The 14293-nt window shown below is 59.9% G+C and carries 11 protein-coding genes and 1 pseudogene; 4 read left to right on the top strand and 8 right to left on the bottom strand.

Translation table 11 applies throughout. From position 1 onward, the window contains the following. Positions 1 to 14: 14 nt before the first annotated feature. From ACZ6WW_RS22650 to ACZ6WW_RS22640, 3 genes are all read left to right on the top strand, one after another. Complete coding sequence (locus ACZ6WW_RS22650; protein WP_465276213.1) at positions 15 to 536, top strand: hypothetical protein; 522 nt, start codon at positions 15 to 17, stop codon at positions 534 to 536. A 354-nt stretch (positions 537 to 890) separates the two neighbouring features. Next, complete coding sequence (locus ACZ6WW_RS22645; RefSeq protein ID WP_465276212.1) at positions 891 to 1823, top strand: 2OG-Fe(II) oxygenase; 933 nt, start codon at positions 891 to 893, stop codon at positions 1821 to 1823. A gap of 175 nt (positions 1824 to 1998) precedes the next feature. Then, positions 1999 to 2430 carry a VOC family protein gene (locus ACZ6WW_RS22640; RefSeq protein WP_465276211.1) on the top strand — a complete coding sequence of 144 codons (432 nt, stop codon included), beginning with the start codon at positions 1999 to 2001 and terminating at the stop codon, positions 2428 to 2430. Between the two features lie 2 nt (positions 2431 to 2432). Here ACZ6WW_RS22640 and ACZ6WW_RS22635 read toward each other — a convergent pair whose 3' ends face one another. The 4 genes and pseudogenes from ACZ6WW_RS22635 to ACZ6WW_RS22620 form a co-directional block, all read right to left on the bottom strand. Next, positions 2433 to 2930 carry a RidA family protein gene (locus ACZ6WW_RS22635; RefSeq protein ID WP_465276210.1) on the bottom strand — a complete coding sequence of 166 codons (498 nt, stop codon included), beginning with the start codon at positions 2928 to 2930 and terminating at the stop codon, positions 2433 to 2435. Between the two features lie 41 nt (positions 2931 to 2971). Next, positions 2972 to 3421, bottom strand: coding sequence for a c-type cytochrome (locus tag ACZ6WW_RS22630; protein WP_465276209.1), 450 nt, complete (start codon positions 3419 to 3421; stop codon positions 2972 to 2974). After that, positions 3418 to 4998 carry a flavin monoamine oxidase family protein gene (locus tag ACZ6WW_RS22625; RefSeq protein WP_465276208.1) on the bottom strand — a complete coding sequence of 527 codons (1581 nt, stop codon included), beginning with the start codon at positions 4996 to 4998 and terminating at the stop codon, positions 3418 to 3420. Before ACZ6WW_RS22625 ends, ACZ6WW_RS22630 begins: the two co-directional genes overlap by 4 nt. A gap of 107 nt (positions 4999 to 5105) precedes the next feature. After that, positions 5106 to 7538 (bottom strand): annotated as a pseudogene (locus ACZ6WW_RS22620) (TonB-dependent receptor plug domain-containing protein). Positions 7539 to 7808: 270 nt separating this feature from the next. On the opposite strand from ACZ6WW_RS22620, the gene ACZ6WW_RS22615 reads away from it, so the two are divergent. Then, complete coding sequence (locus tag ACZ6WW_RS22615; RefSeq protein WP_465276207.1) at positions 7809 to 10019, top strand: beta-glucosidase; 2211 nt, start codon at positions 7809 to 7811, stop codon at positions 10017 to 10019. Here ACZ6WW_RS22615 and ACZ6WW_RS22610 read toward each other — a convergent pair. The 4 genes from ACZ6WW_RS22610 to ACZ6WW_RS22595 all read right to left on the bottom strand — a co-directional run bounded on the left by ACZ6WW_RS22610 (position 10016) and on the right by ACZ6WW_RS22595 (position 14289). Next, on the bottom strand, positions 10016 to 10690 hold the full coding sequence (locus ACZ6WW_RS22610; RefSeq protein ID WP_465276206.1) for a hypothetical protein: 675 nt from the start codon (positions 10688 to 10690) through the stop codon (positions 10016 to 10018). The two genes, ACZ6WW_RS22615 and ACZ6WW_RS22610, sit on opposite strands and share 4 nt — an antisense overlap. 89 nt (positions 10691 to 10779) lie before the next feature. Then, positions 10780 to 11475 carry a hypothetical protein gene (locus ACZ6WW_RS22605; RefSeq protein WP_465276205.1) on the bottom strand — a complete coding sequence of 232 codons (696 nt, stop codon included), beginning with the start codon at positions 11473 to 11475 and terminating at the stop codon, positions 10780 to 10782. 77 nt (positions 11476 to 11552) lie between these two features. Continuing rightward, on the bottom strand, positions 11553 to 12695 hold the full coding sequence (locus tag ACZ6WW_RS22600) for a M23 family metallopeptidase (protein WP_465276204.1): 1143 nt from the start codon (positions 12693 to 12695) through the stop codon (positions 11553 to 11555). 250 nt (positions 12696 to 12945) lie between these two features. Continuing rightward, positions 12946 to 14289 carry a c-type cytochrome gene (locus tag ACZ6WW_RS22595; RefSeq protein ID WP_465276203.1) on the bottom strand — a complete coding sequence of 448 codons (1344 nt, stop codon included), beginning with the start codon at positions 14287 to 14289 and terminating at the stop codon, positions 12946 to 12948. Between the last annotated feature and the right edge of the window lie 4 nt (positions 14290 to 14293).

Genomic DNA, 14293 nt, shown 5'->3' with positions numbered 1-14293 from the left:
TAAGGTAAAAAAGCGTGGATATTAGAGCTAGAGAACTGCTCGATGATTTCAATGATCTGGACTGGTTTTGCAACATCGGAAATCCGCTGCCCTTGGACGTTGATATCGTGCCGGTCATCGATTGGGATGAGGCGATGAGCCTTTGTACGGCGCAGAATTCATATGATGCTCAACTGGAGGGGCAGAACGAGTTGACCGTTCAGCTCTTTCTTCATCGTGACAAAGTCACGAAAGACTGGAATTCACTGGTCGGCGAGTTTGAGCCAATCGTCTCTGGATTGGTGAATGCCAAGATGCGAACCGATGCGCTCAAGGCTCTAGTGCCCTTTGGGGCGGCAGTGGATCTTTCTAGAAAACTGAAAAGAGATCTGGTCTTGCTATGTATGGCACGCGAACATGAATTCATTATCAAGACAAAATACTTCGGCCTGCTAGAGCGTTGGTACTTGGCCGGAAGGTTTCCATGTGGCTGGATTGGAGAGGTGCCTGACGATATGGAGAATGCTTTTGATGTGGGGAAGCTTGCTGTGCTCTGAAGAAATCGACGAGATGGAGATCTTTTGGCGCACGCGCTAAAAGTGGGGATTCCCAGCGATCGAGCGTGAGAGGGGGCATCTGGCAGGCAAATCGAGGAAACTAGGGGATCATCCCTGTCGATGTGCCAACGCGCTTGCGTTCTGGGAACTCAAGAATGGTCCGTTTGGGCTGTTATCCTCGTTTTGGTTTCTTGATCCTCACGTCTAGACGAGAGCGCTAGCGATCCGGCTTCGTCCATCTGGAAGAGAAATCGCAAAAAATAGCGGCGCCCGACCCCTAAACTTTTCCCGATTTCCCGGGATAAGTATCTATAGAGGCGAATTGATGCCGCCGGAGTGCATAGGGGAGCGTTTATGGCAGCGGTGATGTCCGAGGTCGAACGGGTAGGGAGCTCTGTTCCAACACAGAAGGTCTTGCAGGCGGGCTTGAACGCCGAATGGGCAGGCTGGATTTATCTGAACCTTTCCCGCGGCTGTACCCCCATGTCGATGGTCGAGGAGATGCAGCGGCGCGATTTCGACCCTGCCTTTGCCTGGTTCGCGGTCAACAAGTGTCTGGCCGATGGGGTACCGCTGCCGCCCGATATCGATTGGAAAGGATTGACGGCCGGTTATATCCGGGAAACGTCCCGCTTGCCGGCGGGTAATGTGCTGCCCACCTCGGACTGGCCGGTGAAGGTATCGCTGCGGCTGGGTCAGCCGTGTGTCGCGGTGCTGGACAATGTTCTCAGCCATGACGAATGCGACGAAATCATCCGGCGCTCGCTGGACAAGATGCAGCGTTCAGGTACGGTCGATCCGTTGACCGGCGAGAACAAGATCGTGGACGAACGTACCAGCGAAGGCACGCACTTTGAGCCGCATGCCGATGCGTTCATCAGTCGTATCGATCGGCGCATCTCGGAGGCCTTGGGCTGGCCCGAAACCCACGGCGAGGGGCTGCAGGTGCTGCACTACCTGGTGGGCGGTGAGTACAAGCCGCACTTCGATTACTTCTCTTTCGAAGAGGCGGGCAGTCATCGTCATTTGTTGCTTGGCGGCCAGCGTGTGTCGACGCTGGTGATGTATTTGAATGAAGTGGAAGAGGGCGGCGCTACCATCTTTCCCGAGGCGGGTCTTGAGGTGGTGCCCAAGAAAGGGTCGGCTGTGTATTTCGAGTACACCAATAGCCTGGGCCAATCCGATCCGATGTCGCTGCATGGCGGTGCGCCCGTGATCAAGGGCGAGAAATGGATCATGACCAAGTGGATGCATCAGCGTGCTCATGTGCCGTTGCGGCGGGTTTGAAGAGCCCCCCTCACCTCAGCCCTCTCCCCCGGCGTAGCCAGGGGGAGGGGCAATTCAGAACGACATATTTGTTTACATCTCTACGCAACACATTTACAACCGCGCGAATCGCACTGTTTACACTGGTGCGGTCCGAGGCCATGCCTCGATCACAACGATCAAGCGAGGTGCGGCGATGTCTCGAACCAACCGATCCATGCCCGAGGGCACGATCATCCCCGTGCTCAGCTACCCCGATGTTCGCGCAGCGGTGGAGTGGCTAAGCACAGTGTTTGGCTTTCGCGAGCAACTGCGTATCGGCGATCATCGGGCACAACTTTGCATCGGCGAGACTGATAGCGTTGTCGTCGCAAAAGGCCTGGGTGATGCGCCCGCCACCGGCTGGGTCACGCATTCGGTGATGCTCCGCATTGCCGATGTGGATGCCCACCATCGCCACTCGGTGGCTTGCGGGGCGCGCGTGGTCAGCGAACCCGCTGCGTACCCTTATGGCGAGCGCCAATACACTGTTATCGACCTCGGCGGCCATGTGTGGACGTTTTCGCAAACGGTCGCCGATGTCGATCCGGTATCGTGGGGCGGCACTCCCGTGGAGCCGGTGCGGTAAGTTCAAGGGCGAACGGCGATCACCTCGATTTCCACGCGATAGCCGGGGTTGCCCAATGCGGCCACCTGGAAGGCCGAGCGTGCCGGTAGATTGGGCTGCTCCTTGGTACCGAAGAACTGCGTATAGCCGGCCATGAAGCCGGCGAAGTCCATGTGGCCGCCATGGCTTTCGTCGCCGACCAGAAAGGCTTGCATCTTCACGACATTGCTTAAGCTCAAATGCATGCTCTTGAGCTGTTTGTCGATGGCTGTCAGTACGCCGATGGTCTGCGTCTTGGTGTCGCCATAGGCGGCCACCGAGTCCTTGGGGGCTTTCGGGTCGACGACCGGCGGCACGTTGCCGCTGACGTAGATGGTCGCTTTGCCGGCCGGGATTTCGACGGCGGCGGAAATGGGAAAGGTGCTATCGGGGATCTTGTAACGCACGACATCGTTGGCGAGAACGTTCAAGGAGACCGTAGCCAAAGCAGCAAGCAGAACAACACGTCCGATCGTAAGCATGAAAGGTTTTCTCCAGGGGAAGGTAACGAATGGAGCGATATCTAAGGATGCATGGCTGAGACTTCTTGCGCACTGATGCGGTCATCGTATCGATTGCCGAAGTGCGTTCGAATGTAGTTGATCACCCCCGCAATCTGTTCATCGGTAAGCGTCGCATCGTCAAAGAAGCGATCCTTTGGGCCCGGTTTGGGGGCAAACGATGGCATATCGCGGCGGCCATTCAAGATCACGGCGGCCATATAGTTAGGCGAGGCGAGTCTCGGGTTGTCGGTCAGGGCGGGATACGTGCCGGCGCCCTTTGCCCCCTTGGCATCGGGCATGTGGCAACCCTGGCAGATGCTGCGAAAGACGACTTCGCCGTTGGCCGAACTGAATGTGGTGCGCAAATAGGACGCGTTGTCGGATGACTGAGCGTGTGCCGGCAGCAGACAACACCACAGGAAAGCGCCGCAAAATATCCGTGGCAATGTTTTGATTGTCTTGCTGCTCATGCCCTGGCCCCCGCGACAGCACGCTGATGAATGCGGCCGATCGCGTCGATCGCCGACGTGACTGCACCTTCCTGCCACGCGGGCAGATAAGACGCATGCTCTCCGGCAAGCGCAATACGTCCATCGATCTGGCACAGATTGTCGTAGTGCTGGCTGCGCGCCTCTTCCGACCACACACCGAAACACCCCATCGTGAAAGGGGAGCGGTGCCAGCCAACCGCCACGCCGGACTCGAATTCCCTGGAATATTGCGGATGAATCTGGCTGCCGTATTCCACCGCTTTGCGTATGCGTTGCTCGGGTGTCATCGCGGTGAATTCGAAGGCATTGAGACCCCAGATGTAGGCGCCCAGCAGCACGCCCTTGCCGCTGCTGTGAAAGCCCGTACTGGGATAGCTGATGTTGCTGATCGGCAGATCGGTGTAGCTGATACCGCCATAGATATGTTCGTCTTCTTCCCAGAAACGGCGCTTGAACTGCAGGCCGATCTTTACCGCGGCAGCGTAAGGCACGGCAGCAATGGCATCGGACATGGCCTGGCTGACATTGATCGGCAGCTGGCTGAGTATGGATAACGGGATCGTGCACAGGCACCAGTCGCCGCGCGCAACATGCGTATGGCCTGGCGACGTCGTGTCCTCATAGGTGACGTTGACGCCATGGTCGTCTTGTTGAATCGAGGTCACTTTGGCGTTGTAGCGAATAAGCCCCTTCAGCTCGCGCCCAAATGCTTCGCCGATGCGGCCCATGCCGCCGACGGGCTGAAACAAGGTGGTCTGAAATTCATAGATTTCACCTGCCGCCAGGTTGGCCCATAAGCGTGAACCGAGGACATCCCTGGCACTCAACGGCTCGGAAGGAACCGGTTTGGCCGACAAGCCGCCACCGGGGTCTTGCGCATAGCCGCGCCGATCGCTGCTGGTCGTTCCGCGCACGTAGCCGAGATTCTTATCGAGCGCGCCCCACTCGCGCAGGGATTCGAGCAGCAGTTCCTGGTCCTCCTTGCTGACTTGCGCATCCAGTTTGCCTTGCTGCGTGGTCTTGGCCAGCAACTCGGCCACATGCCCGCGATAATCGGCATTGATGGTGCGATAGCGCTGCGGCTTTCCTCCAAAAGCCTTGGCGCTGTGCAGGTAGGCGTTGTGATTGACCTGCACATAGGCTTCCAGCGGCACGCCGAGTTTCTTGCAGTAGCTGAGGATGCCGTGGTGGTGGTGGGGCAGGCGCCAGGGCCCCGGGTTGATGTACAGGCCGGGATCGAACTGGCATTGCTGGGTGAATCCGCCCATCTCGGTAAACGTATCGCCGCCGCGTAGCGACCAGTTACGCCCGCCGGGGCGATGGTTGTATTCCAGCACCTGTACTTTGTAACCGGCCTGGCGCAGCTCATAGGCCGCCACCATGCCGGCAATGCCGGCGCCAAGAATCAGCACTGATGCGCCCTTTGGAGCGCCTTGCAAGGGCGGCGATTGCTTGAACGTGGATTCGGCGGCGAACCCCAGGCTGCTCATCGCCTGATACATCGCCGCCGTGCCTGCGGTGAGGCCGATCATGCGCAATAGATCACGCCGTTTCATTGAAAATTTACAGCCATCGTCTTCCATCGAATACCCCAGCCGAGTCAAGGCGGATACGCAAGCCAAGCCTCGTTTCGGCCTGAGCCGAAACGAGACAGTTCGGCCCATCAGAAGTGATACGTCACCTTGCCGTACCAATAGCGCCCGTTGAATCCGAAGGGCGACAACGCGGAGTACTGCAAGCCATCCGCGCGGTCTTCGTAGACGTTATTGAGTGCGGCCTTGGTCGGGTATTGATTGGTGAGGTTGTCGCCGCCCACGGTGAACGACCAGTCGCGGAAGTTGTAGCTCGCCGCCATATCCAGCAGCCAACGTGCGGCGAAGGTTTGATCTTCGCTGCCATCGCTCAAGTCGCCGCGGCGGGTCACCGAACCGTAGCGGGTCAGATTCGCGTGCAGGTCGAAATCGTGAATCAGCCAGTCACCGCCGAATACGTATTTCGTATGTGGCGTGGCGTCGGTAAGCAGGCCTTCGCTGGCCCGGCCGAATGCTGGCGTGGATACGCTGAGCACCCTTGGTATTGTTGTAGTTGCCGCTGAAGGTCAGATTGACTTTGCCGTAGTCGTTGAAATCCAGGCGATAGCTGGTAATCAGGTCGGCGCCGCGAGTGCGCGTACTGGCACCGTTGACAAAGAACTGTGCGCCGGTGACCTGGCTGGTCGGCGTGGGCGTCACGGCGATCTGATCGGAATAGAGAATCTGATTGCCGATGCGTATCTGATAAAGATCGAGCGTCGCATTGAAGTTGTCGAGCGGTTGCCAGACGGCGCCCAGGCCGTAGTTGGTCGATTTCTCCGGTTTGAGCGGTTTGGCACCGAGAGCGATGGCGGCCGGGTCGGAAGTACGGAAGGTGCCGATCTGCGCAAGCTGACCATTCTGGATCAGCGTCACTACCGATTCGTAATTCTGTTGCGCTAATGATGGTGCGCGAAAACCGTTCGATACCGTGCCACGAAGCGCGAAGCTATCGGTGAACTGATAGCGCAGCGAGATCTTGCCCGATCGTGTTGCACCCGCGTCGCTATAGTCTTCGTAACGTGCGGCCACACCGGCGGACAGCTTGCTGGTGAGATCCGTCTCCAGGTCCAGATAGGCCGCTTCGCTATGCCTGCCAAAGCTGCCGGCTACGCTCGGTGTCAGTCCCGGATATACCTGTGAGCCACCTGCATACGGCGTGGTGGTGCCGGGAATGAGGGTGGTGGGAGAGAAGAAATACGAGTCGGGGTCTCCCGAATCGATGACGTAGGTCTCTTTACGATATTCCCCGCCGAAGGCGACCGTTACCGGATTGGGCAGAAAGCCCCAATGGAAATCCTTGCTGAGGTCGAGATTGACCACGCCTTGCTTGTTTCGAAACGTGCCGGCATTGAAATAGGTCGGCGAGTAGCCCAGCGTGTTGTACAGATTGACGTTGACGGTGTTCTGGATATCGAAATCCAGGTTGTTCTCGCCATAGTCCGCCGACAGGTCCCAATGCCAGCCGCCATCGGTATTGCCCTTGATGCCCAATACCGTGGCGATATCGTTGCTGTGATTGACGATCTGCGGCAGGAAGCCGTTGGGATAGATCTGCACTACATTGCGAGCCGAGTCGAATGCGCGGTAGTAGCCATTCGATGTGACATCGCGCTTGCTGCCATTGAGATAGCCATACAGCTCGATATTCGGCGTGATCTGATAACCGAAATTGAGCAAGGTCTGATAGGTCTTTACCGCCGGGTCGCCATAACGTTCATAGGGAATGTCGCTTGGGTTGGGCGCACCGGCAATCGTGGTCGAGATGTCCTTGTTCTCGGCGCGATTGGTGTTCATCGCATTTTGGTAGTTCCAGGCCAGTCGGGCCAGCCCGGCGCGTTGTCGCCGGTGCCACCGAGCGGAATGCCGACCGATCCCTGCACACCATTTTGCGCACCGTCCCCCTTGTCCATGATGCCTCCGTTGACGGTGATGCTGTTGCCGCCCTCCACGCTGCCGTGCTTGAGCACCACGTTGATGACGCCGGCAATGGCATCGGAGCCGTACTGTGCGGCCGCACCATCGCGCAGCACTTCGATGTGATCGATGGCGGAAATCGGGATGGAGTTCAGATCGACCGGTGCCGATCCGCGTCCCACGGAGGCGTTGTAATTGACCAGGCTGGTCGTGTGATAACGCTTGCCATCGACCAGAACCAGCACCTGGTCGGGTGACAGGCCACGCAAGGTCGCCGGACGGATCGCATCGTTTCCGTCGTTGATGGCAGGTCGGGGGAAATCCAGCGAAGGCAGCAGGGTGTTCAGTGCGCTGGCCAGATCGGTACTACCGCTTGCGGTGAGATCCGCGGGAGTGAGCACGTCGATGGGAGAGAGAGACTCGGCAGCGGTGCGATCGGTAGCACGGGTGCTGGTAACGACGACTTGTTGTAACTGTTTGGCTTTTTCGGGCGTAGCGGGATCGGCAGTGTCTTCGGCCCATGCCACCGAGGTGGCCAGGGCTAAATTCAGGCCGAGCAAAGGCAGCAACGCGGCTGCCAGCGGGCGTCGCAAAAGTCGGTCTTTCATTGTGTCTCCCCAGATCAGACAGTTAGAGCTATAGAAATTCCTCTCATGGATGGCATGTCCTTAACCTGTTCATGCAGCGCAACAACTTCCCTAAAAACGGGCTGCAAAATCAGGCTATGACATATGCTGCACTGCGTCAACAGGACGACATGCGATTGTCTTGAAGCTGTCAAGTTTTTGAGGGTCGCGGCCGTTGCGGTACACGATTTCCCCGTTGCGCTACATGTCGGCTATCGTGTTTCGCCAAGAAGCAAACGCCCCGGAGATCCAATGAAAGGCCAGGCAGGTATGACGATGTTGCGATATGCATTGGCGATAAGCCTTGGCGCGTGCGCGGCCATGGCACATGCGCAAGCCACCACGGCCGAGCCCTGGAAAGATGCACGACTATCCCATGACGTGCGTGCCTCGCGACTCGCAGCGCAGCTGACCCAGGACGAAAAATTTCATTTGATCCGCAGCTATTACGCTGCACGGCCCAAGCCTGGCGACAAGCTCGTGCCACCGGGCGCTATCGGTTCGGCCGGCTATGTCCCAGCCATTGCGCGCTTGGGTATTCCCGCGCTGCAGGAAAGCGATGCCGGATTAGGCGTCGCCAATTCCGACAAGTTTCGTCCCGGCGATACCGCAACGCCGCTTCCTGCCGGCCCGGTGACTGCGGCCAGTTGGGATCCGCAAGTTGCTTATCGTGGCGGCGCGATGATCGGCGCGGAAGCGCATAGCAAGGGCTTCAATATTCTGCTTGCAGGCGGCGTCAACCTGATGCGCGAGCCGCGCAATGGGCGCAACTTCGAATATGCCGGTGAAGATCCGTTACTGGCCGGCACGATCGTCGGCGAGGCCATCAAGGGCATACAGAGCCAAGGGATCATCTCGACCATCAAGCACTACGCGGTCAACGATCAGGAAACCGGGCGCAACACCATCAATGCGTTGTTGAACGAACAGGCGATGCGCGAATCGGATCTGCTGGCGTTCGAGCTGGCCATCGAGCGCGGCAAGCCTGGTTCGGTGATGTGCTCATACAACAAGATCAATGGCGACTGGGCTTGCGAAAACGATTATCTGATGAACCAGGTGCTCAAGCGCGACTGGCATTATCCGGGGTTCGTGATGTCCGACTGGGGCGGTGTACATAGCGCTGCCAAGGCCGTCAACGCAGGCCTGGATCAGGAATCGGCAGGCGAGACATTCGACCAGGAAGTTTATTTCGACGCTTCGTTGCGGCAGGCCTTGGCCAAGGGCGAAGTAAAGCAGCAGCGCTTGGATGATATGGTTCAACGCATTTTGCGCAGCATGTTTGCGGCGGGTTTGTTCGATCAGCCTCAGCAGAAAAAAGCGACCGACGAGAAGGCCGATCTGGCGGTAGCACGTTCGACGCTGGAGGCTGGCGCCGTCCTGCTGCGTAACGAAGGCGAGCTGTTACCGCTGAATGCGACAAGCCTCAAGTCGGTGGCCGTCATCGGCGCGCATGCCGACAAGGGCGTATTGGCCGGTGGCGGTTCGTCGGTGGTGACGGCCAAGGGCGGCAATGCCGTGCCCGGATTGGCGCCCACCGATTGGCCCGGTCCCGTGATGTATCACCCGTTCGCGCCGTTGAAAGCCATTCGCACTGCGGCACCGTCGGCCGACGTGCAGTTCGCCGAAGGCAACGATGTAGCCGCTGCGGCGGAGCTTGCCAGCCATGCGCAGGTAGCTGTGGTTTTTGTGCAGAAGTGGGCGACCGAATCGGTCGATGCGCCCGATCTGAGTTTGCCTGACGGGCAGGACGCACTGGTGGCGGCAGTGGCGAAAGCCAATCCGCATACCATCGTCGTGCTGGAGAATGGCGGTCCGGTGGCCATGCCATGGTTGAATCAAACGGCGGCGGTGTTGGAAACCTGGTATCCCGGCGGGGATGGTGGCGATGCTATTGCCCACCTGCTGTTCGGCAAGGTCAATCCGTCAGGGCGCCTGCCTTTCAGTTGGCCGCGCGACCTATCGCAGCTTCCGCGCGCCGATCTGCCCGGTGCCACCGGCGGCACGCCTCCCGCATCGGTCGACTACAACATCGAAGGCGCCAACATCGGTTACCGCTGGTATCAGGCACGCGGTATCCAGCCGTTGTTCGCCTTTGGCTATGGGCTGTCCTATACGCGCTTTCAGCATGGCGATCTGAAAGTCGTCACTCGCGACGGCCGTGTCCAGGCCACTGTGCAGATAAAAAACACCGGCAAGCATGCCGGCGCGGATGTCGCCCAGATTTACGTGCAGGTCCCAGGTGGCAAAGTGCGTCGCTTGTGCGGTTACGCCAAGGTCTTCCTGCAACCGGGTGAGCAACGCAACGTAAGCATCCCACTGGAGCCCCGTCTGCTGGCGGACTTCGATCCGGCGCAACATCGCTGGGTCGTGCATGGCGGGTCCTACACGTTTGTCGATGGACGCTCCGCCGAAGCGCTTGGTCAGCCCGTCACGCTGGAGCTGCCCGCGCAAACGATCTAGAACGCGAGATTGAGCCCGACCGTCAGCCAATGGTCGGGCCCCGACATGCCGGCGATCAGGTCGACGCTGTCGTTGCCGAAAATGTAACGGCCGCCGAACTGCTCTTCGTTGCGGCCGTTGATGGGCCACAAATGTTCGGCCAATAGCGTGATGCGCGGCGACAGGGTGTATTCGGCTTCCTGACCGATCAAAAGATGCGACGCATGTCCTGGCGTACGCGTCATGCCGGTATTGAAATTCACCGCCCAGCGCTGGTCGCTTTCGAGAATGCGCGAGAAGGAGACATAGGCGATTTCGTTGTCCCAATGCCCTTGCACATGGGTCGCACCGACATCGACCGCGATACCCCAGCGATCGCCCGCATCGCCATTGCGCAGCTGCCATTTGATCGCCGGGCTGACCAGGCTTGCATGAGGGTTCCGTTGAACTCCGAGCGCGGCAGACCATTCGACAGGCCCGGTACTGCAGGCAGGCGCCGTCTCGATCAGGCTCGCGCCAGAAGAAAACGTCTGTAGCCAGCTTTCCAGCTGGCATCGCCCTGGCGTGGTGATCGAGGCATCGTCGACCAGGTAGCTGCCGCCAGCGGCAAAGGAAGGCTGGCCGATCACGCCAAGCGCGAGGCTCAACAGCCCATAAGTGGCCCGCCTGAGATGGCGCTCTCGGCGTTGCACATACATCCCCTTGCAGTTGCTTTACCGAGCGACTTTGGGTGGCGAATGTGACAAACCGAGTGGCCCTACGATGACGCGACGGCCATGGCCTAACGGTGGTGGCTCGAATCCTCGTCGGTGGACAGGCCACCCATGCCCATGCCACCGCCACCGGCCGCGCCACCGCCCATACCTTTGCCACCGCCCTGATTGCCGCCGCCTTCGCCTTTGCCGGCTCCACGTGACGCCGAGGGTCGGGCTGGGCCTTGCGCAGGAATGGAAAGGTGGGTCGGCACCGGTTCCAGGTCCAGCACCTGGCGAATAAAGTCACGTAGCGAGATAACGAGTCTGTCGGTATGCGCAGGGCGCCCGGCGGCAAGCTCAGTAGCCGCCTTGGCGGCCAACTGCACCTGTTCCTCGGTGCCTAGCAGAATGATGTCGGAGAGTGCGGCCTCTACGGCATCGCGAATCCGGCGTGCGCGATCGGAGTTATGTCTGCCATCGTCGAGCGCCGCCGCCTCCATCGCTTCGTTTGCGTGCACTGCCTCTATCTCGGCTTTACGCCGCAGATCGCGCAGATGCGATGGGTCGACCGCCAAGTCGCCGGTGAACGAGCCGCCGAGCGTCTTGTAGGCAGCGATCAGGGTGCGCAGGCGCTCGTTGATCTGACGATTTTCGCGTTCGCGTCGCTGCTGCACCGTCTGCATCACGACCAGACGTACACCGACCATGATCAGGGTAATCAGGGCCAGGCCGAACAAGGTCGAGAACAGAGCCTGCCAGGAACTGAAATCCAGACCGCGCATAGATAGTCCCTTGATGCCTGTCGAGGAATTTAATCTATATGCGCCCCCGGCGCTCGTTGTCTACCGCTCGTTGTCGACTATGGGTCAAAGGTCAGCACCGCGCTGGCGTCCGGCCATTCGGCAAATCGGCTCGCGGTCTCGCTCGCTGCTAATGGCACCCAGGGCGTTCCAAGCTTGGCGATATCCGGATAGCTGCCCAACACGTGGAATCGACGGATCTCGAAGGGCAGGCCTTCTGCATCGAGGGGCGAGTTGCCGTTTGCCACGTGAAAGTGCAGATGCGGCCCGGTGGATTCCCCGGAAAACCCCAATGATCCGATGACATCGCCGGTGGCGACCTTGTCGCCAACCGCGACTTTGACGCTGCCTTTTTTCAGGTGTTCGTAAAAGGCGAAACGGCCGTCGGGTAGCTTCAGCGCGACATAGTTGCCGGCATCGTCGGCAGGTTGATGCGTCGTGCGTTGCGAGATGCGCGCGGGCTCGTCCATACCATCGCGCACCGCGGCAACCGTTGCATCGGCCACTGCCAGTACGTCATCGCCGTAACCGTAGGCTTGCGCGACGACGTCGGGATCGCCCTTGGTCATGTGGCCGTTGTTGTCAAGCTTGACCCAGTCGACCGCGAACCGTCCCGGCAGCCTTGCGTGGCCGGCAACTGTGTAGAACACGCGGCGATGCCCGCGCGGCCATGCCGCATTGTGGATCGCCACCCAAGGACCGCCGCGAAGCGGCGGGGCGATCAGTGAAGGCCTGGTGTTGCTCATCAGTGGCGTGTCGTCGAGCTGCGTCGTGTTGGCGCTGCTATCGGCCGCTGTGTAGTCGACGCGTTGTCGGATCGTGGCGACTGCTGCGTTTATCGGCACGGTGAAATCCATGAACAACACCGCTCGTTGGCCGGGTGCGACCTCGAGCTGGTTTCCCTTCAAGGGCGTGGAGGAGCCGACAAGGGTGGCATGGCCCACCAAGCGTTGACCCGAGAGCGCGGTGATCGTGTGGCCATCACGCGCATCGCTTACGGTGAAACCTGTGACAGTAAGCCGCTCGGCGGAGAAATTGGTGAGATGGATTTCATAGCTCACCTGTAAATGGTCGCCGACGCGTACGGGAGTGGGAGGTAGCGGCATGCCTACGTCGAAGCCGTTGTGGAGGTCCTGCGCAGAGGTGCTATTAGCGATAAAGAAGGACGCGAACAGGGCAAGCGTCACGAGTAACCGGGTCAAGGTGTTGCCCCTTTGCAGTCAGGTCGATACGTCGCAGCTTGCGCTTTTGGCGAACTCCGAACCTGTCCCAGAAGTCTTTGTCGTTCGTTGGGGGCCTGAAATAGCCTCAGTTTTCATCGTCGCCCCGGCGAAAGCCGGGGCCCAGTGTCTTCAGCACGTTGAAGCGTAAGGCGCTGGGTCCCGGCGTGCGCCGGGACGACGGATAGGTCAGGTTTTTAAGAAGCCGCTTGCACGGTCAGGTACGTCGGCACTAACGATCCCCCGAATTGTCGGTCAGTCGCTCCTTATCCAATTGCAACTTGCCGCGCAGCTTCGCCACCTGCGAGGAGTTTACCGCCGACGCCCGATTGCCCCAGCTGTTACGCACATAGGTGCTCACGTCGGCCACTTGCTGGTCGGTGAGCTTCCACGCAAAGCTCGGCATGGTCAGCGGCGATGGCCGCGTTGGCGATGGCCCGACGCGTACCCCGGCCAGGATGATATGCAGCACGCTGGTGGGATCGTTCTGCTGCGCCACCGCGTTATTGCCCAGCGGAGGAAAGATCGCAGGCTGGCCGACGGCATTTTCAAGGTGGCAGGCCGTGCAGGCGTCGGAGAAGATCGCCGCACCGCGCTTCATCGATGCCGCATCGGGTGCAGCCACGTCGACATCGGCGCTGGCCGGCAGGCTCTTCAGATACACCGCGATGGCGTGCCGATCCTCATCCGTAATCAACGAGGTCGAATAAGTGACGACGTCGCCCATCGGGCCGCCGGCAGCGGCGCGTGCATTGCGTCCGGTACGCAGGTATTCGGTGATGTCGTCGACACTCCATCGACCCAGGCCCGTGCGCATGTTGCCGGTAAGGTCCGGTGCCACGAAGTTGTCCAGCAGACCGCCCTGGAAGTCGCGGCTTTTCTTGTCCGCCCCCAACAGGTTTCGCGGTGTGTGGCACGCGCTGCAATGTCCCGGGCCGCGCACCAGTGCTTCGCCATGACTCCATTCGGGTGGTGCGCCTTGTGGCGGCTGTGCCGCGGGCGCTTGCCCAAGCGACAGCAGATTCCACACGGACACCGATGCGCGGATATTCATCGGAAAGATCAACTGATTGCCGGGCGGATCGTAGGCCGCGGGCGGCGTAGTTTTCAGGTAGGCAAGCAAGGCGTCGTCGTCATCGCGACTGAGATGGCGAAACCACGGATAAGGGAAGGCCGGATACAGGTGCTGGCCTTGGCCGCCGATGCCATCGTGCATGGCACGGTAGAACTGATCGGGCGTCCAGTTACCGATCCCGTGATTCGGATCGGATGAAATATTCGAGGAGTAGATCACCCCGAAGGGCGTGTTCAATCCCAGCCCGCCGGCAAACGGTTCGCCGTCGGCGCGCAGGTGGCACGAAAGGCAATCGCCCATACGCACCAGATACTGTCCATGTCGCAGCTGCGCTGCGTTGGGCCCATCGGCGATCGGGTCCAGCAGCATCCTGGCCGGGGCCACCGACGTGACCGGCGTCGCCGGCAGGCTCGAAGCACGGCTCATGCTCCAGGCGACAAACGCGCCGGCGATCAGGCCGAGCACCAGCAACACCCCGACGATACGAAACAATATGCGCATGGCA

It is taken from the genome of Dyella sp. NPDC103356 (assembly GCF_055584465.1).
The sequence above is the reverse complement of the archived record's forward strand: the minus strand, read 5'-3'. Positions and strand labels throughout refer to the sequence as shown.

What these genes read in the sequence shown, in the direction of transcription:
- ACZ6WW_RS22645 (WP_465276212.1), top strand. Translation starts at nt 891, where the DNA reads ATGGCAGCGGTGATGTCCGAGGTCGAACGGGTAGGGAGCTCTGTTCCA.
- ACZ6WW_RS22640 (WP_465276211.1), top strand. Translation starts at nt 1,999, where the DNA reads ATGTCTCGAACCAACCGATCCATGCCCGAGGGCACGATCATCCCCGTG.
- ACZ6WW_RS22635 (WP_465276210.1), bottom strand. Translation starts at nt 2,930, where the DNA reads ATGCTTACGATCGGACGTGTTGTTCTGCTTGCTGCTTTGGCTACGGTC.
- ACZ6WW_RS22630 (WP_465276209.1), bottom strand. Translation starts at nt 3,421, where the DNA reads ATGAGCAGCAAGACAATCAAAACATTGCCACGGATATTTTGCGGCGCT.
- ACZ6WW_RS22625 (WP_465276208.1), bottom strand. Translation starts at nt 4,998, where the DNA reads ATGAAACGGCGTGATCTATTGCGCATGATCGGCCTCACCGCAGGCACG.
- ACZ6WW_RS22615 (WP_465276207.1), top strand. Translation starts at nt 7,809, where the DNA reads ATGAAAGGCCAGGCAGGTATGACGATGTTGCGATATGCATTGGCGATA.
- ACZ6WW_RS22605 (WP_465276205.1), bottom strand. Translation starts at nt 11,475, where the DNA reads ATGCGCGGTCTGGATTTCAGTTCCTGGCAGGCTCTGTTCTCGACCTTG.
- ACZ6WW_RS22595 (WP_465276203.1), bottom strand. Translation starts at nt 14,289, where the DNA reads ATGCGCATATTGTTTCGTATCGTCGGGGTGTTGCTGGTGCTCGGCCTG.